21 protein-coding genes are annotated in these 22186 nt (G+C 49.4%); 6 read left to right on the top strand and 15 right to left on the bottom strand.

Translation table 11 applies throughout. The features are described from left to right. Positions 1 to 116: 116 nt before the first annotated feature. The 5 genes from KNO79_RS02195 to KNO79_RS02175 all read right to left on the bottom strand — a co-directional run bounded on the left by KNO79_RS02195 (position 117) and on the right by KNO79_RS02175 (position 3868). On the bottom strand, positions 117 to 2846 hold the full coding sequence (locus tag KNO79_RS02195; protein WP_214690514.1) for a hypothetical protein: 2730 nt from the start codon (positions 2844 to 2846) through the stop codon (positions 117 to 119). 124 nt (positions 2847 to 2970) lie between these two features. Beyond that, a complete protein-coding gene (locus tag KNO79_RS02190; RefSeq protein WP_074035953.1) occupies positions 2971 to 3183 on the bottom strand; it encodes a DUF2922 family protein in 213 nt (70 codons plus the stop codon). A 27-nt stretch (positions 3184 to 3210) separates the two neighbouring features. Beyond that, positions 3211 to 3423, bottom strand: a complete 213-nt coding sequence (locus KNO79_RS02185) for a hypothetical protein (RefSeq protein ID WP_159562870.1) — start codon at positions 3421 to 3423, stop codon at positions 3211 to 3213. A 26-nt stretch (positions 3424 to 3449) separates the two neighbouring features. After that, complete coding sequence (locus tag KNO79_RS02180; protein WP_074035951.1) at positions 3450 to 3590, bottom strand: YvrJ family protein; 141 nt, start codon at positions 3588 to 3590, stop codon at positions 3450 to 3452. Positions 3591 to 3658: 68 nt separating this feature from the next. Then, on the bottom strand, positions 3659 to 3868 hold the full coding sequence (locus KNO79_RS02175) for a hypothetical protein (protein WP_214690513.1): 210 nt from the start codon (positions 3866 to 3868) through the stop codon (positions 3659 to 3661). A gap of 322 nt (positions 3869 to 4190) precedes the next feature. Here KNO79_RS02175 and KNO79_RS02170 point away from each other — a divergent pair, with 322 nt between their 5' ends. Then, the gene (locus KNO79_RS02170; RefSeq protein WP_074035947.1) at positions 4191 to 4616 is read left to right on the top strand and encodes a MerR family transcriptional regulator; all 426 of its coding nucleotides are present in this window, start codon (positions 4191 to 4193) and stop codon (positions 4614 to 4616) included. A gap of 72 nt (positions 4617 to 4688) precedes the next feature. Here the strand turns inward: KNO79_RS02170 and KNO79_RS02165 are convergent, their stop codons facing one another. Genes KNO79_RS02165 through KNO79_RS02155 form a run of 3 tightly spaced genes read right to left on the bottom strand, consistent with a single transcriptional unit; the run spans position 4689 to position 7626 of the window. Then, positions 4689 to 5033, bottom strand: a complete 345-nt coding sequence (locus tag KNO79_RS02165) for a YxeA family protein (RefSeq protein ID WP_214690512.1) — start codon at positions 5031 to 5033, stop codon at positions 4689 to 4691. Between the two features lie 12 nt (positions 5034 to 5045). Beyond that, positions 5046 to 6878 carry an ABC transporter permease gene (locus tag KNO79_RS02160; RefSeq protein ID WP_214690511.1) on the bottom strand — a complete coding sequence of 611 codons (1833 nt, stop codon included), beginning with the start codon at positions 6876 to 6878 and terminating at the stop codon, positions 5046 to 5048. After that, positions 6865 to 7626, bottom strand: coding sequence for an ABC transporter ATP-binding protein (locus KNO79_RS02155; RefSeq protein WP_159562873.1), 762 nt, complete (start codon positions 7624 to 7626; stop codon positions 6865 to 6867). The genes KNO79_RS02160 and KNO79_RS02155 overlap by 14 nt, the downstream gene beginning before the upstream one ends. 106 nt (positions 7627 to 7732) lie before the next feature. On the opposite strand from KNO79_RS02155, the gene KNO79_RS02150 reads away from it, so the two are divergent. Together KNO79_RS02150 and KNO79_RS02145 are read left to right on the top strand one after the other, a co-directional pair. Continuing rightward, the gene (locus tag KNO79_RS02150; RefSeq protein ID WP_074035939.1) at positions 7733 to 8422 is read left to right on the top strand and encodes a response regulator transcription factor; all 690 of its coding nucleotides are present in this window, start codon (positions 7733 to 7735) and stop codon (positions 8420 to 8422) included. A 12-nt stretch (positions 8423 to 8434) separates the two neighbouring features. Further along, a complete protein-coding gene (locus KNO79_RS02145) occupies positions 8435 to 9808 on the top strand; it encodes a sensor histidine kinase (RefSeq protein ID WP_074035937.1) in 1374 nt (457 codons plus the stop codon). Between the two features lie 12 nt (positions 9809 to 9820). Here the strand turns inward: KNO79_RS02145 and KNO79_RS02140 are convergent, their stop codons facing one another. Next, positions 9821 to 11668 (bottom strand): sensor domain-containing phosphodiesterase, encoded by a 1848-nt coding sequence (locus KNO79_RS02140; RefSeq protein WP_214690510.1) that lies wholly within the window; start codon positions 11666 to 11668, stop codon positions 9821 to 9823. Between the two features lie 281 nt (positions 11669 to 11949). On the opposite strand from KNO79_RS02140, the gene KNO79_RS02135 reads away from it, so the two are divergent. Both KNO79_RS02135 and KNO79_RS02130 read left to right on the top strand, forming a co-directional pair. After that, entirely contained in the window at positions 11950 to 13722 is a 1773-nt protein-coding gene (locus KNO79_RS02135) for a C40 family peptidase (RefSeq protein WP_214690509.1), read from the top strand. A 112-nt stretch (positions 13723 to 13834) separates the two neighbouring features. Beyond that, entirely contained in the window at positions 13835 to 16531 is a 2697-nt protein-coding gene (locus KNO79_RS02130; protein WP_214690508.1) for an EAL domain-containing protein, read from the top strand. A 12-nt stretch (positions 16532 to 16543) separates the two neighbouring features. On the opposite strand, the gene KNO79_RS02125 is transcribed toward KNO79_RS02130, so the two are convergent. Together KNO79_RS02125 and KNO79_RS02120 are read right to left on the bottom strand one after the other, a co-directional pair. Then, on the bottom strand, positions 16544 to 17272 hold the full coding sequence (locus tag KNO79_RS02125; protein ID WP_214690507.1) for a DUF3784 domain-containing protein: 729 nt from the start codon (positions 17270 to 17272) through the stop codon (positions 16544 to 16546). A gap of 97 nt (positions 17273 to 17369) precedes the next feature. Continuing rightward, a complete protein-coding gene (locus KNO79_RS02120; protein ID WP_214690506.1) occupies positions 17370 to 18611 on the bottom strand; it encodes a UDP-glucose dehydrogenase family protein in 1242 nt (413 codons plus the stop codon). Between the two features lie 104 nt (positions 18612 to 18715). Here KNO79_RS02120 and KNO79_RS02115 point away from each other — a divergent pair, with 104 nt between their 5' ends. Then, positions 18716 to 18976: a hypothetical protein gene (locus tag KNO79_RS02115; RefSeq protein WP_214690505.1), complete on the top strand. Its 261-nt coding sequence runs from the start codon at positions 18716 to 18718 to the stop codon at positions 18974 to 18976. Positions 18977 to 19121: 145 nt separating this feature from the next. On the opposite strand, the gene KNO79_RS02110 is transcribed toward KNO79_RS02115, so the two are convergent. The 4 genes from KNO79_RS02110 to KNO79_RS02095 are packed head-to-tail and all read right to left on the bottom strand — an operon-like array spanning position 19122 to position 22185. Continuing rightward, complete coding sequence (locus tag KNO79_RS02110; protein WP_214690504.1) at positions 19122 to 19538, bottom strand: GNAT family N-acetyltransferase; 417 nt, start codon at positions 19536 to 19538, stop codon at positions 19122 to 19124. Continuing rightward, entirely contained in the window at positions 19538 to 20476 is a 939-nt protein-coding gene (locus KNO79_RS02105) for a glycoside hydrolase family protein (RefSeq protein WP_214690503.1), read from the bottom strand. The genes KNO79_RS02110 and KNO79_RS02105 overlap by 1 nt, the downstream gene beginning before the upstream one ends. Next, a complete protein-coding gene (locus KNO79_RS02100; RefSeq protein WP_251125260.1) occupies positions 20473 to 21438 on the bottom strand; it encodes a glycoside hydrolase family protein in 966 nt (321 codons plus the stop codon). Before KNO79_RS02100 ends, KNO79_RS02105 begins: the two co-directional genes overlap by 4 nt. Before the next feature lie 48 nt (positions 21439 to 21486). Further along, a complete protein-coding gene (locus tag KNO79_RS02095; RefSeq protein WP_159562884.1) occupies positions 21487 to 22185 on the bottom strand; it encodes a WbqC family protein in 699 nt (232 codons plus the stop codon). Position 22186: the final 1 nt, after the last annotated feature.

The raw sequence follows: 22186 nt of genomic DNA, 5'->3' as shown, positions 1-22186 counted from the left end.
TCCCCTCTCAATCATGCAGTGTTTTCTATACTATCGACAATTTTCAGAAAATAATGAAGAGGATTGACCAAACTTAAAAAAGGTGACTCAAACTGCAAGAGTCACCTTCTGACTATTCAATACACAGATTTCGTTGTTTGATTCGTTCGATTCGCAGGCGTCACGACTTTGAATGTCAGTTTCGACCCACGTCGCTGCGTTCCGATATAGACGTTGGTCGTCGTCGAGCCGATGGACTTTTTGGCGACTAACTTACTGCCGTTGTAGACATATAGCGTGCCATACGGGACGTTCGTTCGCACCGCTACTGATTTTGTCGTCGAACGGATGGTCCCTGTGCTGATTGTCGGACGAATCCCCGACTTAACCACAACTGATTTCGCGTCACGATGAATACCCGACTTCGCCTCGAAATAGAGTTTCGTTCCAGCACGAGGACGGCTGAACGTGAGCGTGTAGGACCCATTTGCATTCGATTTTGTTGTCGCGATGACTTTCGAGCCATTCTTTAACGTCACGGTCGCGTTCGGTAGTGTCTTCCCGACCCGTTTCGTCTGTTCGTCCGTCAACGTCACCGATGGGATTGTCGCACTTGGTAGCCTATACGTTAGCGTCTTTCGTTTCGATCCGTATGAAGATTCGATGATGACTGTTGTTCCCGGTTTTGCCGAAATATGATATCGATTCGTCCCGACAACGCGAGTATAGAGTACGACTCCGTTTGAGATGAAATTGATATCCGTATTTGGATCGTGTGCCAACGTGAACGTCGCGGATGAAGACGTGAGGAGAACATCTTTCACCGTCAATACTTTTGGTGTGTCACTCGTCACTTTTTTCTCTAGCGTTTGGGTAAGTTCTGGACGAAAACTCGCAACAAGTTTAATTGTCTGGCCTTCGCGTAGCGGTTCTTTCAAGTTGATGACGTTGAGACCTTTCGTCAGGCGTTTCGCCGATTCGGATCTACCGTTACGAGAAACAGCGAGAACCGGGTCTAACTTGTCGTTAAATACGGTAATCGTCGTGTCACCTGTTTTTGGTGGTTTTGTCCACGTAAAAGATGGCATCGGATAGTCTTTCGTAACGTAGACCATCTCGTAAGGACGTTCTTGTCCAAGGACACGGAAAAAGATCCGGTATGACCAGGGTTGGTCAGAACTGTATGTCGTCAATTGCGCCACACCGTGTTCATCCGCCTGAACTTCTTTCACTTCAAATGCTGTTTTCGAATTTAATTGTCTTACTTCCACTTTTGCGTGAGGTTCTGTCTGGATAGAGACCCCTTCCATTCGAGTGTCTGTCAGAACTTTTGTTGGATTGTTGATTACCGGCTGTCCAAGCATAAATCTCTTTTTGACAGACGCTTCTGTTGCTTGACGGTAATCCCATGCATCAGAAACATATAGCTCGATTGTTTGATTTCCTTCGATGATTCCATTCGAGAGCTTGAAGCGACCAGTCTCGTCTGCTTGAACGGGACTCGAACACGTAGCAAACGATGCTTTTTCACACGAAAGATATACGGTCGCATTCGGTGCCGTCATTCCGCTAATCTCCCCGACTGCTCCGTATTCGAACGAGGTGTCGACTTGAAGCGGAAGTTGTTTGACTGGTTTGAACGACTTCCAATGGTCCAGCATGGCAAAGCTGACCTTAGCGGAGAACGATTGATCAAATGATGGAATCGTATAGCCTTCCGCGAACGATTGTGCCGACTCGACTTGTGTCACATCCGTCGGCAATTCAGCAACAGGCACCTTATGCTCGATCCCATCAACGGTTGTGATGGTCGCCATGAGTTGATATGCATGATTCAGCCACGTATGCCCCTCCTCCGAGTTGCCAGTAGCTTTCAACCACGTGTACATTTCTTTCGGTTTTTGCCCGAAACGTTCGATTGACAACAACCACTGGTCGTCTTGCACGAAATACCCATTCTCGATTAAATCGAACTCGCTATTCGTGTTGCGCGTGCGCAAGCTCGTCTCCGTGATGCGACCTTCCGCCAAATCAATCGTGACCATCGAATCATCAAACGTCACACCATAGTAAATCCCATCGTGATAGACCAATGACGTGAGATCGTAGTGGACCTGCCCGTTCAAATTGAGCGTTTGAATCGTTCGGGTTGCGAAATCGTAGACGTATAAATGATTGGATCCTTTCATAAAGAGTCGATCGGTCTTCGACTCAAAATCGATGGACAACGATTCATTCGGATACGTCGTTTTTCCTAATTCTTCTCCCGTGTCGAGTGAGAAGTGTGTGATCGACTTGTCGGACGTGTTGAATGCAATCAATTCATCAAGATTCGTCCCTAATATCAGACTTTGTCCCGAAATGAGCGGGTAAGTCCTTTTGACCGTTCCTTTCATATCCGTCAACGCCCACTCGCCTTTGTACGAATCACGCCAGAGCATCACGTCTCGACTGGCATCATACGATACGAGGTACGCCCGATATGGTGATTCCAAGGAGTCGATTCGAGACGTCGTTCCGTCTCGTTGGATACGGATGAGAGGTTGGTCATATTGCGGAACGGCAATCCATTCCTGTCTGTCTAAACTCGCAATCCACGAGCGAACACCTCCGTAGCTCCCCTCGTCACCAGATGAATGCGTCGTTAAGTCCCCGGGATAGTCAATGATAACGGTGGACTGATTATTCGGGTCATGCAGGCGCGTCTTCCCGTTCAGATAGTCTAGATAAAATGGTGACTGCGGGATGACTTTAATTGATTGTTCAAGTTTCGTCCCGGTTTCGATGACAGAAGCAGCCAACGCCTCCTGCTTTGGCAACATAAGCAACATCATCATCAGCATGATGGCATATAGATATCGTTTCAACTTTTTACAAACCCTTCCTTATTTTATTTATTTTTTGCTTCTTTTAATATAATTGTTAATTATGATTTTTGAAAGATAATTATGTAAATAAAAAGAAGCATCGCCATGGCGATGCTTCTTGACCTTACTTTTCACTCAATACGGTCTGCGTACCTTCAATCATCTTGATTTCGGTCCACTCCATCACGTTCTTTGCGAGCGGATCGTTGGCGACCATGAAGTCAGCAAGCGCTTCTACTTTTTGGGCTTCGACCGGTTGTTTCACGTTGTTCAAGCGGAAGCGTACGACCTTGTGGAATGCATCTAAAAATGAGATTTCAAGTTTTGTGTCAGTCATGGGTTATTCTCCTCCTTAAGATGTGGGTTAGACTAAATCGTATTCACGGACGATGCCGAGGTCTGCTCCCTCTTGAATGACGAGATCAATCAAGAGACGACCGAACGCATCAATCGTATCTGCCGTCAGGTCGGCACGAATCGGACCGAACCGTTGTGCTTTTTTTGTCGGTTTCGCTGTTTGTACGTCATGATGCGTCGTCAAAACGAACGTTGCTTTCTTCTCTGTTAAGACAGCCATGGGGGATGGCTCCTTTCAATAGGGGATTAGGTTTCTGATGCGGTCGAGGTATCCATTCGTTCGAGCAGCTGGATCATACGATCGAGCTTCGTCTCAATCCGATGAAGCAAATAGAGTGAGACAACGATAGGGAACCCCAAATTTGAGATGAGTTCGGGCCAACTCATGTGACCACCTGCTCATCGTGCCGAGGATTGGCAGCGGGACGAGTGAGGTTTTTCATAAGTCCTCCCTGTTAATACACTAGAAATTCTTGGGCCACGACGTAGTTGGCGAATTCCACATCAATCAGTGCCTTGATCAAGTCACCAAACTGTTTCATCCGTGCCTCATCCATCCGACTTCCAAGCGGTCCATAGCGGACGAGTTGCTTTTTCTCTTTGCCGTCGAGTTGTCGCCGGGTGTCCAAATAAAGCATCGTCGCCGTTTCTCGATATGCTGCCATCTGTCTCACCTCCTTTGTCCTTATTAACCGCTTACAAAGTCGAAGTGCTCATTCTATTTTTCTATAACAATAAGTGACGATAGTCCTAAACTATCTGAATATTTATTCATTTTTCAATTTCTGTCTACTTTTCTTGAGTTTTCATATTAAGTAGGGTATCTTAATCTTCGGCAGACAGCATTCAAAAATACGTCAAAAGTACCATGATTTATTCCCCACATTTGAAAAAACTGTAAGTTAAATTCTTGTAAATGGGGTACGATACGTAGGAGGGCATTTTTTTGAATTTCACTAGTCAGTCTTGAAGAAGGAGACATACACGATGAACAGCCTAGACCTCGCAAGCTTTGCCTCAATTCCTTCCGCTCAACACGACTTCGACCAAGCCGACCTGACGTTTTCAGCGACCGAATGGGATACATACCGACCGGAACAGGGAAAACTAATTTCGTATAAAGAGCAGCATCTAATGGTCTATCCGCTCAAAGAATTGAGTCGCGCCTTTAGCGTGGCCGGCATCCCACGCAGCCAACAGCAATTGATCAAATGGGAAACAGATGGCGTCTTGCCACCGACCCCATTTACGTTCGGCCGGAAGCGATTCTATACGGAAAATCAGATTCGTACCATTGTCGACATCGCACTGGAATGCGGATTGCGTCCACGAACACATGTGAAGAAAACAAACTTCTCTGAATTGGCGCATCATGAACTAACGTACATACTCAAACTTGAACTTCATGCCTAGGAAACTCCTCTCGTCTGAGTAGGCAAAAAAAAAAATCATTCGTCATGATGTTCGTGACGAATGATTTTTTTGTTACAACTTCTCAATGACTGGACGAGGAAGCTCTTCCCGTTTCACTTCGTCGTACGAGGTCACGGTATCTTCATCTTTGACATAAAGACGTAAGAACGCCCCCTCCCGAAGTTCTTTCCCGGCGGTAAAGGTGACTTCTTTCTGGTCACCTTCCTCCGTGAATGCGGATTGTGTATAAATGTAACGCTTCATCACATCGCCGTTCTCGAGCGTCGTCTCCTCCACATCCATCGCCCCTCCGATTTCAACGAAAAGGGTGTCCTTCCCAATTCGATTCCAATCCACCTGAGTGACTCCGACCACTATTAAAATCGAAACAATTGCAATTCCAATCCATTTTTTCATATTTTTCTCTCCTTATCGAATCGCCGTCATGAAGCGGCGAACTGTGATGCCATAATAGACCGCATAAATGGTCGTATAGACGCCCATCCACACGAGAACCGGTATCGTGAAATTCATGCTCAACAAGTTTGAAAACGCGATGAGCGCCACGGTCGCATGAAGAATCCCGAGCGCGTACGGGGCGAGAAATACGACGATGATCTGTTGGCGCACCGTCCGGCGCACGTCCCGATCGGATATCCCGATTTTCTGTAATATCGCATACTTCGCCCGGTCATCCTCTGCCTCCGTCATCGTCTTGAAGTAAATGACGCTACCTGTTGCAACGAGAAAGACGAGCCCAAGGAATGTCCCGACAAAGAGGAGCGCCCCGTTCATTGCCATCGTCTCGGCGTACACGTCCGGTGCACTCGAGAACGATTCAAGCCCGAGTCCCGCTAGACGCTCAGACTGTTCGCGCTGATCTTTGAACGACTCCGTGAGGGCAACGTGATACGTCTCGCTCGGCTCCGTCATCGTTTTGAACATGTCGTCGGCGACGACGAGGAACGATCCGCCGAACGTCATCACGTTGAGCGGTGATTCTTCAAGACGCGTCGACACGTCAACCGTCTGTCCTGACAGTTCGACCGATTCAAGATTCTCCGAGTAACGTTCGTCATAGAACGGGTCGACCCATACGACCTCATCCTGTCTGAACAGTGCCGGCTCTGCCACGCCGAGACCTTGCAGAAGATGGCGATATGTCGATTCATCGATGACCGCGAGCTCACGCTCTCCGTATTGCGCTTCCGTCCGAATCGTCTTTTGTTCGACACTTGATTCGAACGTCGCTCCGTTCACCTCGACCGCATCCCCTTTCCAGGCATACGTGTATGGTGTATAAGAGGCGACATTCTCTTCCGCGTAGTAGTAGACGCTAAAGATGGCACCTCCTGCCGTGATTGCTGTCGCGCTGATGATGCTGATCAACGTGAGCGTCTTCGCGTTCCCGCGAATGCGATAGAGGAGCTGTGATGTCGTCAACAAATTGAGTCGTTTCCACGACCAGCGCTCGTTCCCTTTCAACCATGTCAATGCGAAAATCAAGACACTGTGAAAGAGAAGCGCAGACCCGATGACACTCAATCCGATAATGAGAAGCGGCATCGCGAGTCCGAGCATTCGCCATAGCGATGACGTCATCAAATCTTGGAGCGCGAGCCAGTACGCCGCTCCAATTGTGAGCACACCTGTGAGTGCGACCCATCCTTTCGCCGTCGGAACTCCTTCCCCACTCTTATCCGCATGGAACAAGTCAATCAACTTGAAGCGATAGATGACGCGGTACCCTTGGAATGATGTGAAAAGGAAAATAGCAAGAAAGACAAGGAACGTCTCGATGAATGCCGACGCAGAGAAAGCGAATCCGATGTTCAAGTCACTGTCCATCAATCGCATCAACAGTTGCAAAAGCGCATTCGACCCGAACAGGCCGAGCACGATTCCAACGACCAAGGACACCGCTCCAATGACAATATTCTCAAACAAGAGCAAGAGTCCAATCTGTTTCTTTCGGACCCCGAGTAATGAGTAGAGCCCGACCTCTCGCTTACGTCCTCTCAAAAAGAAGGCGTTCGAGTAGGCGATAAACAAAGCGACGAACAACATGAGGATGAACGTCGACGTGCTCATCAACCCGCTGATCTTTTGCGATGTTTCCGCAAGCGCACTGATTTCATGACTGTGCTTGAGTGTCGCGAACGTGAAGTAGATGACGATGGAAAAGATGGTCGTCCCGACATAGAGTGCGTATCGCGACAGATTCCGTACGACGTTTTTCTTAGCGAGCTCAAATAGCGTCATCGACCGCACCGCCTTTCGCGAGCTCCTCGAGGATTGATTGGTAGAATGCGTCTCGTGAGGCGTTGCCGCGAATGAGCTCTTTCTTCAACTGTCCGTCTTGAATATAGAGGACTCGGCGGCAAAAACTTGCGGCGAAGGCGTCATGCGTCACCATCATGATGGTCGTCTCCGCTTCATTCAACCGAGCGAGGGTATCTAAGAGATCGGTCGCCGACTTCGAGTCGAGCGCACCAGTCGGCTCATCGGCAAAGATGAGTTTCGGGTCCGAGATGAGCGCCCGACAAACAGCCGTCCGTTGTTTCTGTCCGCCTGAGATTTGATACGGGTACTGCTCGAGGATCCCTTCGAGTCCGAATCGTTTCGCTAACCGTTCGACCTTTGCACGTGTCTCATGAACCGGCGTCTTCGAGACGGCGAGCGGGAGCAACATGTTTTCCCGGACCGTCAATGAATCGAGCAAGTTATAGTCCTGAAAGATGAATCCAAGATGGTCACGTCGGAAATCGGCAAGAGCCTCCTCATTCATCGCCGCAATGTCATCGCCTTCGACTAAAATCTCACCCGACGTCGGTGTATCGATTGTCGCGAGGACGTTGAGCAACGTCGATTTCCCAGCCCCGGACGGCCCCATGATTCCAACGAACTCGCCATGTTCAATGGTGAAGGAGACGTCATCGAGCGCTCGAAACGTCGCGTCCCCTTTCCCGTATGTCTTTTGAATCGCTTTTACTTGTAATAATGTTTCCATGTTCAGCACCTCTTTCTGTCCCTTACATTACGCCCTCTGTCTTAACTCCAACTCACGCGTACCTTACAAAATCCTTACGTGATATGCTTAGAAAGAGGTGATGACGATGGAACAGCCACGGATTCTCATCGTGGATGATGAACAAGATTTATGTATATTGATTCAACGCGCGCTTGAAAAAGAAGGATTTCATGAGATTCGGACCGCTCACACATTGAAAGACGGATTTGATGTCTTCGAGACGTTCCGCCCTCACTTGGCGATCTTAGACGTTATGTTACCGGACGGTGAAGGCTATCAGCTCTGCCAACAGATGCGAGCGCAGTCCAACATCCCGATCCTCTTTCTCTCTGCCAAATCGGAAGAGGTCGATAAACTGCTCGGTCTCGCCATCGGTGGAGATGACTACATCACGAAGCCGTTCAGTCCAAAAGAAGTGGCATTCCGTGTAAAGGCTCAGCTCCGACGGGTTTCAATGATGGAAGCACCAATGCCTGAGACGACGACCGTCGGCCCCTTTCAAATGAATGAAGACGAGACAGAAGTGTATGTGAACGGGGAACGATTGGAGTTGACGGCTAAAGAAGTCGGTCTTCTCGCCTGCTTTTTACGCAACCCGAACCGGATTCTCAGCAAGGAGACGCTCTTCACGCAAGTGTGGGGTGAGTCATTCTTCGGATCCGACAACACGGTCATGGTACACATCCGACGTCTCCGTGAAAAAGTCGAACCGAATCCATCTGATCCGACATATATCAAGACGGTCAAGGGACTTGGCTATCGGCTGACGGTATAAGGAGCGATCATGATGAAATGGAAACTGACCGGTCGCTATTTGTTGTCGATTCTCCTTATTGTCGCGCTCGTCGTCTTCTTGAACATTACAATCTTATTCGGCCTCCTTATCAATGATCGAACGGGACTTGATGATGTCGAGAGCAACGCCGGGGAGACCTTCACCCGAAACTTCAGCACCTATGTATCGCTTGAGGACGGTGAACCCGTTGTGTCAGAAGCCGGGCGGGAAGCTCTTCGCCAAACGGGTGCATTCGTCCGCTTTTTAGATGAGACGGGACGTGTCGTCAGCGAGGTCGATGCCCCGAGTGGATTACCAGACGCCTATTCTCCAATCGAATTGATTCAAATGTATAAATATATGGATGATGACCTCCGACTCTACTTCATCGGGGAGTATGAATCGTACAGTTATCTCATCGGTGTGCCGGAGGCAAATGAGCGTCGGGTGCTCTTTATGTTAGACGAACAGGCAGTCCTTTCGTATATCACGAAGGCGTTCTTCTGGATTCTAGTTGTCGATTTACTTGTCGCCGCCTTGATCGGTTTATTGTTCAGTTCACGATTGACGCGCCCTGTATATCGCTTGACCGAACGGATTCAACAGCTGAAGCAACGTGATTTTTCGACTACCGAACCGAAGCAGTCAGGGATTTACCGTCCTGTTTTCTATGATTTGAATGCCGTCTCACAGACACTTAAAACGTATGAACGTCAGCGCGAAGAACTCGAAGAACGTCGAAAAGAGTGGATGAGCAACGTATCGCACGACCTGAAGACCCCGCTCGCCTCCATCCAAGGCTACGCCGAACTACTTGATGATGATTCGTTAGATGACACCGAGCACAGACAATACGTACATGTGATTGAACGACAGGCTAAGTATATGAAGGAACTGCTCGACGATTTCAATTTGACGATGCGTCTGCAACACGGCGATTTCCCACTTACGCTCGAAGAGACAAACCTCGAGCCGTTCGTTCGTGAGCTCGTCATCGACGTGTTGAACGATTCTCGCTTTGGGGAGCGTCACATCGAGTTTGAGGCTACTCAAGCAGCGACCGTCTCGCTCGATCGTCACTTTATGAAGCGAGCCTTGCTCAACTTCTTGTATAATGCTCTTCTCCATAATGACGATTCGGTGCACGTGACGGTCCACATCGAGGGTGACGTCGTGACGATTGGAGATGATGGAAATGGGATTGCAGAATCCGAATTGCCCTATATCTTTGAACGCTATTACCGAGGCACGAATACAGACGACGCACGCGGGAGTGGTCTCGGCATGGCCATCTCACGGGACATCATCGAAGCCCACGGCGGGAAAATAGAAGTCGACAGTGCACCGGGACACGGCACCACAATTCGAATCACATTCATGACATAGCAAAAGGGACGCTCAGGCGTCCCTTTTCTGTGTCGTATAGTCAACAATCCATTCTTCAAGTTCTTCAAGCGGTAACGGTCTAGAGAAATAATATCCTTGCATCTCGTCACAGCCGAGTTCGCGTAACGCGTTCCACTGCTCAGGCGTCTCGACGCCTTCGCACACCGTCTTCAAGTTCAAGCCACGTGCCAGATCGACAATCGATTCGACGATGACGTTGCCGGTCGGGTCATTCTCAGTCACTTGAATGAACTGGCGATCGATTTTGATCTCATGAATCGGATAGTGCTTCAAGTAGACGAACGCCGAGAACCCTGTCCCGAAGTCGTCAATCGAGATGGAAAAACCTTCTTCTCGGAATGCAACAAAACGATCGATGACGTGCTTCTGGTTCTCCATCCCGACGCTTTCCGTGATTTCTAAGGTCAAATAACTCGTACTGACCCCTTCTTCCCGTGCGATTTGGGCAAACTTTTCGACGACCCCTTCGGATAAGAAGTGACGCGCCGATAAATTGAGGGCGAGTTCATACCGGTCTCCCCGTTCATGCCAACGTTTGAGTTGGCGACAAGCCGTCACGAACGCCCATTCCTCTAAGTCGATGATGACACCCGTTGATTCGGCAAGCGGAATGAAGTCGAGCGGCGGCACGAGACCTCGCTCTGGGTGATTCCAGCGCATCAACCCTTCAAACCCTTTCAGTTTACCTGAGGAAGCATTCACTTTCGGTTGGAAATACAGTTCAAACTGACCTGATATCACACCAGTACGTAAATTCATCTCTAACAAAAGTCTCTCAGATGCTTCTTGCGCCATGGCCTCTTCAAAAAACTTGATGACCCCACGTTTCTCATCTGATTGACCTGCAACGACACGTGTTGTATGAATCATATCCAAAGTAGATCGACTTTCATGTTCAATGGAGATGAATGCGCTCGTCGTCAGTACAACGTCTAATTCATTGACTCGATATGGCGCACGCGTCACTTGCTCGCATAAATGTTCTGCAAACGAACGTATTTTCCTCCGCTCCCCGTAAGGTACCCAAATGACAAATCCCGATTGCGAGGTACGTGCCATCCTAGATTCGTCGATTACTGCTCGTAGTCGTTTCGCCATTTCTTTCACGATCAAATTCGATGTTTCGGTTCCAATCGCATCCTCAATAGACCGAAAATCGTCTGCTCGAATATATAAAACAGCTCCTAAAAACCCTCTCGCTTGTTGACGTAATTGATCGACTTCCTCGACAAATGCATATTTGTTCATCAAACCTGTCAGTTCGTCCGTGTAGGCTAACTGATGAATCCGTTCATCCACAAGCTGCCGGTCAAGCCGGAAGTACAGGATGGCAATAAAATCCGCAAGTGTACTCACAATCAATTCCTCAAGATAGTTCCACTCCCGAGGCAGAAACGTCTCGCAACAAATCACACCTGTGGCACGATTGTTTGCATAAATCGGAGCGTCTAGCATGGAGTACACACGCTTTCCTTCTACAAAGTACTCTTTGTACAAGTCCTTCACCCATGGATGACTGCGAACATCCTCAAACGAAAGGATTCGCTCTGTTTGAAGCGCATCAAAATAGTCAGGCGCGAGTTCACGATGGACCGTCAACTTCGGATGATGTGTCCCTGATTCGTGAGAATAAGCGACTTGACATGAAATAGATCGATGCGATGTATCAAAATGCCAGATCGAGACTGTATCGACTGCCAACATATCGGCGACAATCTCACACATATACAGAATTGCCTCCTGCACCGTTTCTTCCGTTACAATCGGCATCCGTACGAGCGCGAACAGTTTCTCTTGATGCTTACGATATACTCGGTTTGAAAAGTTGTTCTCGATCATCAGTCTGCTACCTCACCCATTTAAATTTGACCTAATGATAGCATGAATCATCCGATACAGCGTTTTCCAAAATTCAACAGAGAGTCAATGCTTGCTTCGTTTTTATATAAACAAAATTTGAATTTATTCCCATTTATAAATTATTGACCTCCTTTTTAAGAAAGTGGTGTGAATTGACCCTTTGTCCCATTGATTGTCCTTTTCCTCTCACCGTACAATGAACTTGTATTGTTTCACTTGTTGAATTGTTTCGTTCTCACTCTTTGAAAGGATGTGACGCTATGAATCCAAAGTCTGGTCTCACCTATTCATTCGCGGCACTTGCAGCGGTCAGCGTGCTTGCCCACGCAGACGAAGCTGCAGCGGCGAGCACACATACGGTGCGTTCGGGTGATACGTTATGGTCGATCAGTCGGTCCTATGATGTGTCCGTTGCGACGATTAAATCGTTGAACGGTCTATCTTCCGATAGCATTCGCATCGGTCAAAAACTAAAGCTCACAGGCAGTCCCTCTGCTGCGACAGGTGGTTCCTCGTTAACCACGGCGAGTACGAACCGCGTCACGACGACACACGCATTGAACATGCGCGTCGCGGGCGGAACATGGCATCGCGTCCTCTTGACGATTCCAAAAGGTACGACGCTCACGTCGATTCAATCAAACGGTTCATGGACAAAAGTCAGTTACGGCGGACAGACCGGATGGGTGCATAACGACTATTTGCAAAAGGCATCTATGTCTAGCAGTACCGACAAACCAACAACGGTCACACCGAGCTCGGCTACAGCTCAAACGAAAGCCAACTTGAATCTGCGTTCGTCGAAGTCTACGAAGACGACCGTATTGCTCACGATTCCAAAAGGCAAGACCGTGACCGTCTTATCTGTCGAAGGGTCATGGTCGAAAGTGAAGTACGGGTCGAAAACAGGATATGTCGCCAATACATATTTAACGACATCAGGAGCGGCGACACCGACAACACCGAGTACAGGACAATCGATCAATCAACAATTCACTACGACGGCAAACTTGAACGTTCGACAAGGTGCAGGCGTCGGTTATCCGCTCGTCACGACCATCCCGAACGGAACCGTCGTCAAAGCGACGAAACAGTCGGGCAGCTGGTACTATGTCACGTATAATGGGAAGTCCGGATACGTGAGCGCCGGTTACTTGAAGCAGACGTCCACGACACCGAGCAACCCGGCTCCGAACGAAGGCGATGCCGGTGCTGGTAATGCGGCTGTCGATTATATCGTCAACACACCGTCCTTGAACGTACGTTCGAGCGCATCGACGAGCGCGACCATCATCGGGAGTGTCAAAGCAGGACAGACGTTGCGCGTCGTCCAGTCGTCAAAAGGCTGGCTTCAAATCTATTACGGGAATACGGTAGGATTTGTCGCCTCGGCTTATGTGAAAACTGTCCCGAAAGGTTCGGCAGACGGCCCGTCTTGGGTTGAAGGTTCTTATGATTCGAATTCATATTATACGTACTATCCGACATCGATTCGGTCACAGGCGAACGAGTCGAGTAGCACGGTCGGCTCGACACTTCGGGGAGAACTCTTGAACGTGATCGGAGAGACATCGACCCACTATCGTCTCGCATCAGGATTCGTCGCAAAATCAGCCGTCACTGAAATCAAAGGGCAAAGTGCCCAAGCTACTAGGCTTTCGACCATCGATGTGGCAAAACGCTTCGTCGGCACACCGTACGTATGGGCATCATCAAGCCCGGCAAATGGTGGATTCGATTGCTCAGGACTCATCTATTATGTATTCAATCAATCCGGCGTCAGCATCCCACGGACAAACGTGGCTAATTATTGGGGTGGTGCTTATTTCGGACCACAATTACCCAAGTCATTCGTCCCGCAGGCCGGTGACCTCGTCTTCTTCGAAAACACATATACCGCTGGGCCATCGCACATGGGTATCATGATCAATTCCGATACGTTCATCCATGCCGGTTCATCCGGATTAGGATACAACCAAATCAGTAAAGAACCGTATTGGCAGTCACGCTTAATCGGTTATAAACGACCGTGACTTTCGTCACGCTAAAAAACCCGACAAAAGTCGGGTTTTTCTTTCGTTTTGCAGGATTTTTATCGCCTGACCCGAATTCGGAAGTATGATGAAGGAAAAAAGGAGGTGCCGGATGGGCCAACCCCGTTTTGCAAAAATTCCATACCGTACCTACACGATGGTGCTCGCGATTGCTTGTCTCATCGGTGTCCTGTTGTTTGGACTTGGCACGAGTTTTTATTGGCATGAAAAACAAGAAGCCATCGACCAGACGATTACGAATTTGAATCAAGCGGCAGACCTAGCTGGTGTCGAAGCATACGTGTCTCTGTTCGAGGCGGCGACCCGGTATGAGGAGCAGTCGAATCAGACGACATCCTTCCTCTCCACACCGTACAAAGAACGGGCACTCCAATACAATGAGCGTTTATTGAACGACTTTGAGGACGGTGTGAACGAACGGGAACGGGAGACACTCCAGACGTTTTCAAATGAGTTGAATCAAATTCTCGAGGCAGAACAGTTCGAAGCGGTCCCAACGGATGTCATCAGTTCCATCAATCGACGATGGCTATATCAAGCACTCGAGCAAACGAATCAATCGAATGCGGCATACGAACTGACTGATGCCATCATGCGAATGCAATCGATTCTTATGCGGAATCGCGAAGCCTTCTTCCGTAACCCGATTGATGCGGATCAACTCACAAACACCGTGGACATGATTGTCGGCGAAGCGACACTTGTTCAAACCATCATCGAATCGAATGAGACACTGCAATCGAAAGCGGTCATCGACGTAGCAGAAAGCGGGCAGTCCTTTGCGAATATGGCGAATCGCGAGGTGTCTCTAGAAGCTCGTTACGTCAATTCAACGAATGTCTACGAGGACGCCTATGGTGCCCTTCGTTCCATCCGTTCGAGTTCTGAGACGATGCTTCAAGAAGAAAGTAAGCATTATCAAGTCTTAGCCACCACTTCATTCGTGGTGACGTTGCTCTTATCTCTCGGACTCTTATTCCTGCTCTACTATACACGCAATCGTTACAATCACGATTTGGCGCATCTCAAGGCACGCGCACTCGCCATCGACCCGAGCCTAGAACCTGTCGAAGCGATGTTTCCGAAAACACATGATTTTCGAGGGATCGAGGACGAGTTACGTGAGATTGCCACGAGTGTCCATTCGACTGTTCATGAACTTGAAAATCGTTCGCAAGATCTCGTGCGCTATCACGAACGTTGGTCGTCCCTCTTCTCTGAAACGGGACTCGCCATCGCACTGATGGATGACTCGTATAATTTAATTGAGCGCAACGAGATGTTCCGGCAGTTTTTCGGTGACCGGAACTTATATGAGATTAATCAATTGTTCACCGAGACGGGTCGCCGCTTGTTCGAGCAAGCGCTCGAAGGTGTGACTGAACATGGGACGAGTGCCCAGTTCATCATTCATCTGAAAGGGGAACATCTCCGTTATCTGAATGTGAAACTGACGCCGCTCAAGCGAGAGGAAAAGTTGACGTATTACCTCATCGTCGAAGATGAGACAGACCGGGTCGAACGGGAACGGAAGGTCGACCGTCTCGTCCGTTTCGACTTGGCGACCAATCTCTATAACGAATACGGTTTTATTCGCAAGTGGGAAAAGCAAGAGATTGACGGTGCATTTGTCCTTATCCGGATTCATGACTATCATCATCTCGTTGATTGGTACGACCCTGCGTATGCTGATCTGCTCATGATTGAGTTTGCGCGAGCCGTCGAGTCCCGTCTTTCGAAATATGCCCAACATCTCTTCGGTCGATACCGAGACGACACGTTTATGCTGTATGTCAAAGGCTTCTCGTACGAGGATGAGCACGAGCTGTTGGAGCTCTTCCCGACAGAAGTGACAATCAACCATAAACGTCAAAATGTGCATATTCAAATCGGGGCAACTGAGACGGAATCGACTTACAACGATTGTCTGTTCAAGGCGATGAAGGCGTTACAGCACGCCAAAGAGACACGTACCCCTTCGGTTTGGTATGACTCGGAAATTTTAGCCCAGATGCAACTCGCCGCACTGATTGAACAAGCGCTTCCGGACGCCATCCGAAAAGGAGAATTGACGGTCGCGTATCAACCGCAAGTCGAATTGAAAACCGGTCGCGTCGTCGGCGCGGAAGTGCTCGCTCGTTGGACACATCCTGACATCGGAGTCATCCCACCGAACGAGTTCATTCGCATCGCGGAACGTTCCGATCAAATCTTATGGCTCTCACATAATATTCTCGATCAGACGATTGCCCAGCTCGTCGCATGGCAAGGAACTTCATTTGAAGACATCTCCTTGTCGTTCAACTTGTCGGCCCATTCGGTCGACCCTTCCATCGTAGCGAAGCTCCGGGATTCGATTGAGGTATACCCGTGGCTACCTGACCGATTGAAGATTGAATTGACGGAGTCCTCGGATATCATGTCGTATGCGAGTGAACTCGAACGATTAGAAGACATCTCCGACCTCGGCTATTGCCTATCAATCGACGACTTCGGGACCGGATACGCCTCATTCGAAGCGATTTGGCACCTACCGATTCAAGAAGTGAAAATTGACCGGATGTATGTGAGTGGAAAGGCGAAAGAAAGTACTTCCTTCTTACGTGCCGTCTCTCGCTTTGCGAACGAGCAACAGCTGACCGCTCTCGCCGAAGGGATTGAGACCGAAAGCGACCTGTCACGCATGCTTCGTGAAGGGGTAGAACTCGGACAGGGCTTCTACTTCTCACCCGCCCTGGACGCAGCCTCATTCGAATCATGGGTCAACAAAAAGGGACACTCGCATTGAGTGTCCCTTTTTTCAGCGTGAACGAATGTCCTCATATAACTGTCTCGTTTCTTTAACCGAAGACTGATTGAGATAGATTGTTTTGTCTGACCAATCGAGTCGGATCACCGGCTCGACATCACGGTCGATAAAGAGGAGCACATCCTCCCCTGCTTCCGTCCGAAAATGTCCGGTCAGACGTGTTCCCGTATCTGCTCCGTTCGTTCGACGCGCGATATCCGGCAATGTCGTCCATGTCACGTCTGCCACTTCATCAAACGGGACCTCACGACCATAACTGCCTTCAATCACGATCGCTTCATCCGTCACGATCACCTCAGTCGGTTGACTGAACCAAAACATGAGCGCCGGCACACCGACGAGTAAGACGACAGAGACAATGATGATCGGAATGAGACGTTTTTTCCCATCTGGTCTCAAGCGCCCCGCTCCATCGTAGATGTTACCGTCATAGCGTTGCATCCGCCAGAGCATCCCGACAATGAATACCATCAGGACGAGAAAGAACGGTTCGAGCGGGACGTTCCAACCAGACAGTTCGATAAGTGCAATGATGAGAAAAAGTGCACCAATCCCGTAACACATCCAGGCAATCAGTCGCGCCACTTTTTTGATGTCGACCCGCTCCTGTTTTTCTTTCGACATCGTATTATATCCAGAGATCAAGTGATACCAACCGAGCCTGTCAACCGCGAAGCCTAACCCGATGACGATTCCTGCTGCTAGAATGAGAATCCACATATGCCTCGCCTCCTCTCCTTTCTATACGTCATGATCGCTACAGAAGATTCACGTCTCGCAAAAACAGGACCGCCTATATGAGCGGTCCTGAACAGTTTTAGTTTGAAGTCGGTGTGTTCGACGGACGTTGCATCCGTCCGATTCCTTCGTATGACACATCGCCCGGATCGCGTGCAAACTTCCATGCGTTTCGTGCATCGATCAATCGACGCTGGCGCATGCCGTTGAAAGCATCCGGTGCCAAGTTCACGATCTCATCCCATTCTGTGACGAGAATGGCATAATCGGCTCCCTTCAGCGCCTCTTCGACCGTCGTCGCTTGTGGATAGTCCCACGTCGCAATCGGATCATACCCGATGACGTCCACGTTACGGGCCACCATGTGGTGAGCGAGTAGAATTGATGGGGCATCTCGCATATCGTCCGTTCCTGGTTTGAATGCCAAACCAAGAATAGCTATGCGCATATTCGGTTCAACGTTCAATTTTGAGAGCACGTACTCGATTTGCGTCTCATTCACTTTCGTCGCCGCCCGGATGACACGTAGGTCGATCTCGTTTTCACTCGCGACGTGTAGGAGTGCGTTCATGTCTTTCGGGAAGCACGAACCTCCGTACCCGATGCCCGCGTTCAAGAACGAACGCCCAATTCGCGGATCGAGTCCCATCCCGTCCGCAATCGTCGAAATGTCAGCGCCAGCTTGATCGGCTAGACGCGACAAGTCGTTCATGAAGCTGATTTTCGTGGCCAAAAAGGCGTTCGAGGCGTATTTGATGAGTTCTGCATTGATCGGTGTCGTACAGATGAGCGGAACGCCAAGGCGTCCGTAGATTCCTGCCAACTCTTCTGCGACTTCGAGGTTTACACACCCGATGACGACACGGTGTGGTTTCATGACATCTGCGAGCGCGCGTCCTTCTTGTAAAAATTCCGGTACGATCGCAAACGTATGAGAGGGATACATGATGTTCAGTAAGTCTGTCGTGCCGGGCGGGACCGAGCTACGAATGACGATTTTATGCTTCGTGTTTAGTTCCGACAAGACTGCTTCGATATAAGATAAGTCACAGCTTCCATCCGACTTGCTCGGTGTCCCGACCGCAAGAATCAAATAGTCGACCTGCTCCGTATCCGCGATTCGGCTTGTCAGGGTGATCTGGTCGGCGTGCTCTTGCAACACCTCTGCCATGCCTGGTTCATGGAATGGCGGGTGTCCACTCATGAGAAGACGTAGCTTCTCTTCGTCCGCTTCAACCCCGATGACGTGATGACCGGCTTTTGCCAAACCACAAAGTGTAGCCAATCCAACGTATCCTAAACCAATAATTCCAAATTTCACATCAGTTCCTCCTTCAATCATCTTTTATAAGCGTACCGAAACACGCCGAAGAAGTGAAGCTTCTAACACTCTCTCGATGTTCTTTGCTATAATGAGTCAAAATGATGGGTGAAAGGACAAACCGCATGGGCTTAATCGCTTTCTTCTTAGTGACATTGTTCGTTTATTTTTGGCTTCCGGTCCGGGGGGGACTGAAAACCTTTTTGCTAGTCTTGATTATGGTGAGCGGATGGCTCTCCATTTTTGAACTCGTCTCGATTCTCGAAGCCCGTCCATGGGTCATCGCGCCAATTCTGATCATCGTTGGATCGGTGATTTGGAAAGTACAACGCGACCGGAAACAAGAGCTCAAGAAAAGTGTTTGACCTCGGTCAGGCGCTTTTTCTTTTTGTCGTATTCGATAAAGCTTATCAGATTCCTGCATTCATCAAAAAATCCTCGTACGATGGACGAGGATCAGCTTCGGTTTGTATTTAACTTTCTTATTCTAAAATACGAGAGAGATGCGTTTCATAATATACTCTCCATGACGAGCACATCATCGATTCGGTCGAGCTCGCTGAAGCCGTGTCGCATGTAGAAGGCAATCGCCCGTTCGTTCGTTGCCTCGACGTGCAAGTGAATCTTTCGTTTGTTCGTCTGGATCGCTTCTTCGCATAATGCTTCCAGTAAGGCGTGCCCACTACCGGACGGCGCTTCCGGCAACACGCAAATATGGCTGATGAAGACGATGTCCGTATCCATGTAAGCTGCGATTAGCCCGACGAGACGCCCGTCGTTCCAGATTTCATACGACGTCGCCCGTTCGTGCAGCTTCAAAGCGTATGGCTCTAACTCTACCCGCTCCGACAGCTTGGTCGGGAACAGATGATCACACGCTTCAAGATGCGCCACATAATCAGAAACCGTCCCTTGGTCGCGAGTCATCATACATCCTCCAAAATCGCGACACCAAACCCATGTCGCCCAAACTCGTTCCCGTTATAAAGGAGGTAGTGCCGACCGTCCCACTCGAAGACGTGCGGGTAACATTCCATGTCCGCATCCCATCCGTCGGAACTTCGTTCGAATCCGAGTGCCGAATCATCACGCGTCCAGTCCAACAGATTTTCCGAATAGGCGTAACCTAATCGATATCCGCGTAACGGGTCGGTCCGAAAGCCAAAGGTGTCTCGAAAACAAAAAATCATATGGTAGCGTCCGTCCGCTTCGAACACGGTCGGAAGCGCCTGACTCTCGTCCGCGATTGTATCCGAAACGATTCTTCCGTGACGCTTGAACGTCTGTCCATCTTCTGACGTGGCGAGCGCAATCTTATAGGTCCTTTCCTGGACGCCATCCGGACCCTCTTTCCATGTCGTCCCGTAAATGTAATACATATAGTATTGTTCCCGTGTGACCACAAAGGGGTCGCCGACGAGAAACGGTTCCTCGATGCTCGCCGATAATATCGGTCCGTCGCCGAGCCGTTCGAACGTCTCTCCCTCGTTCCGACTGACAGTGAGACCAATCCCCGTTTCGACCGACACAGAGTCTCGACGGCTCCAGCCACTCGTATAGCCATAAAGCCCATCACGCGTCCGCGTGACGTGGAATGGGAAGATCCCGTGTTCGTCGAATGTCCCCCGTTTTCCAAGTGGGATGATCTCATCTGTGGACACGTCGATGACGTTGAAATCACGTGTCATGTCCACATATCGGACGTGGCTCTTGAACATGTCACCGTCCGGTTCACGGGTCGAGAAATAGATGCGCACAAAATCTCCGAAGACGAGCGCCTGAGGGGACTGGGCGAACGAGGAGTACTTCCCGAAAAATCCGTACGGCGCCGGGTCGAAGATGTGTCCGAGTTTCTTCCACTTCATCTCGCTCCCTCCTTGCGCTCCGCGATGCCGAATCCTTCTCGTCCGACTTCATTCCCCAAATAGAGTAAATACCGTTTCCCGTTCAATGTGAACGTATGGGGGTAAGCGACCATCTCGTCATCGAATCCTGATTCGTTCCGCGAGAACTTCATCACGTCATCGTCACGCGTCCAATGGAGGAAATCCGGAGAAGAGGCATATCCGATTCGATAAGTCCGCTCTGGATTCTTCCGATAATCGGTCGCGTCCCGGTAACAGAAAAACATATGATAGCGCCCATCCTCATAAAAGACGTCTGGACTAGCCTGCGCTTCATTGGGAAGTACGCTTTCGATCAAATCGCGTCCCGCCTTCACCCAAGTGACCCCGTCCTTCGACGTGGCCAGCCGAATCTTATACACCGGTTCAGGACGTTCGCCATCCATGACCCACTCTCGTCCGGCGATATAGAACAAGACCCACGTGTCATGGAAACGCCGAATCTTCGGACCGCTCAAGATGAACGGTTCATCGAGTGTATACGATAGGATCGGTCCTGGACCGACACGCTCAAACGAACGTCCGCCGTCTCGACTGATGGCTTTTCCGATATTCACATTAAACGGAACGGACACCGTACGCGTCCAGCCCCCATAATAGGCGTGCACCTCATCCCCAACCTCAATCGCTGAGAACGGATAGACACCAAACTCGTCGAACGTCCCACGTGCACCGAGCTCCAGTATCGGTCGTTCACTCACTCGAAGAATCGAGAAATCCTCTTTTGCGACATCCACATACCCGCTGTGACTGACGTATCGTCCATCGATCGGTTTCGGTCGACAACTGAAGTAGATTCGTAAATAGGTATCGCGTTCCAACACACAAGGTCCTTGTGCGAACGCATCCATCCAGTCGAGTGATGCGTCTCGTTGAGGGCTGAAGAAAAGACGTCGATTGGTCCATTCAAATGATGTATTCAACGTGTTCGTCCCCTTTCCCCTAATTGTTGCGGCATCTATCTCGCCCCATTAGACGAGCGTATAGGCATCGAGTAGTTCACGCATTTTCGTCTTCGAATTGAACATCAAGACATCGATGATGGACAAGTTGGGCGTGAACGGATGACCAAATTGAGCATATTCCACAGCATTCATTTGGATAAAATCAAGCGGCACTCCGGATTCCGCGAAACGCTGTTTGTCATAAAGTTCCTGTCCTCCAATCGCATTGATGTAATGCGATGTACGCAAATGATGACAAATCTCGAGTACCAATTGTTCACACTTCAGCGACTTGTCGTAGTCGAGCGAAGAGGCGACCAATAACTCCGTATCCATCTCGAGATAGTCACGCACTTCCGTCAATAACGTTTCTAGATAAGTGGCGACATTGCGTTCCTCATTTTGAATGATTCGTTCAACCATCGGCATGACGTCGGCATAACTTGGTGCGCGTTGATACGCATGGTGCAATAAGCGCAGTTGATAAGTCTCATGAACTGGATCGAGAATCCGCTCATGCTCACGGATCGTACGATGTTGTGTCATATGATCGATTTTCAGATGGATCGGTTTGATGTGTCCCTCGACCAAAATACGGTTTCGATGAATCCATCCTCGTTTCGCAAATTGCACATGGTCCAAAATAACGAACTGGTCCACCGCGTTCATCAATTGAATATAGCCGAGGTATGGGAAGTAGTACGGCTGCATGATTCCTAATTTCATT

It is taken from the genome of Exiguobacterium sp. s43, assembly GCF_018617255.1.
Classification (GTDB): Bacteria; Bacillota; Bacilli; order Exiguobacteriales; family Exiguobacteriaceae; genus Exiguobacterium; species Exiguobacterium profundum.
The sequence above is the reverse complement of the archived record's forward strand: the minus strand, read 5'-3'. Positions and strand labels throughout refer to the sequence as shown.

Bases quoted from the DNA above. Each gene is read 5' to 3' on its own strand.
- KNO79_RS02135 (WP_214690509.1), top strand. From the start codon at position 11,950: ATGAATCCAAAGTCTGGTCTCACCTATTCATTCGCGGCACTTGCAGCG.
- KNO79_RS02130 (WP_214690508.1), top strand. From the start codon at position 13,835: ATGGGCCAACCCCGTTTTGCAAAAATTCCATACCGTACCTACACGATG.
- KNO79_RS02105 (WP_214690503.1), bottom strand. From the start codon at position 20,476: ATGAAGTGGAAGAAACTCGGACACATCTTCGACCCGGCGCCGTACGGA.
- KNO79_RS02185 (WP_159562870.1), bottom strand. From the start codon at position 3,423: ATGGCTGTCTTAACAGAGAAGAAAGCAACGTTCGTTTTGACGACGCAT.
- KNO79_RS02160 (WP_214690511.1), bottom strand. From the start codon at position 6,878: ATGACGCTATTTGAGCTCGCTAAGAAAAACGTCGTACGGAATCTGTCG.
- KNO79_RS02095 (WP_159562884.1), bottom strand. From the start codon at position 22,185: ATGAAATTAGGAATCATGCAGCCGTACTACTTCCCATACCTCGGCTAT.
- KNO79_RS02110 (WP_214690504.1), bottom strand. From the start codon at position 19,538: ATGACTCGCGACCAAGGGACGGTTTCTGATTATGTGGCGCATCTTGAA.
- KNO79_RS02175 (WP_214690513.1), bottom strand. From the start codon at position 3,868: ATGGCAGCATATCGAGAAACGGCGACGATGCTTTATTTGGACACCCGG.
- KNO79_RS02145 (WP_074035937.1), top strand. From the start codon at position 8,435: ATGAAATGGAAACTGACCGGTCGCTATTTGTTGTCGATTCTCCTTATT.
- KNO79_RS02150 (WP_074035939.1), top strand. From the start codon at position 7,733: ATGGAACAGCCACGGATTCTCATCGTGGATGATGAACAAGATTTATGT.
- KNO79_RS02180 (WP_074035951.1), bottom strand. From the start codon at position 3,590: ATGAGTTGGCCCGAACTCATCTCAAATTTGGGGTTCCCTATCGTTGTC.
- KNO79_RS02190 (WP_074035953.1), bottom strand. From the start codon at position 3,183: ATGACTGACACAAAACTTGAAATCTCATTTTTAGATGCATTCCACAAG.
- KNO79_RS02155 (WP_159562873.1), bottom strand. From the start codon at position 7,626: ATGGAAACATTATTACAAGTAAAAGCGATTCAAAAGACATACGGGAAA.
- KNO79_RS02170 (WP_074035947.1), top strand. From the start codon at position 4,191: ATGAACAGCCTAGACCTCGCAAGCTTTGCCTCAATTCCTTCCGCTCAA.
- KNO79_RS02165 (WP_214690512.1), bottom strand. From the start codon at position 5,033: ATGAAAAAATGGATTGGAATTGCAATTGTTTCGATTTTAATAGTGGTC.
- KNO79_RS02140 (WP_214690510.1), bottom strand. From the start codon at position 11,668: ATGATCGAGAACAACTTTTCAAACCGAGTATATCGTAAGCATCAAGAG.
- KNO79_RS02125 (WP_214690507.1), bottom strand. From the start codon at position 17,272: ATGTGGATTCTCATTCTAGCAGCAGGAATCGTCATCGGGTTAGGCTTC.
- KNO79_RS02115 (WP_214690505.1), top strand. From the start codon at position 18,716: ATGGGTGAAAGGACAAACCGCATGGGCTTAATCGCTTTCTTCTTAGTG.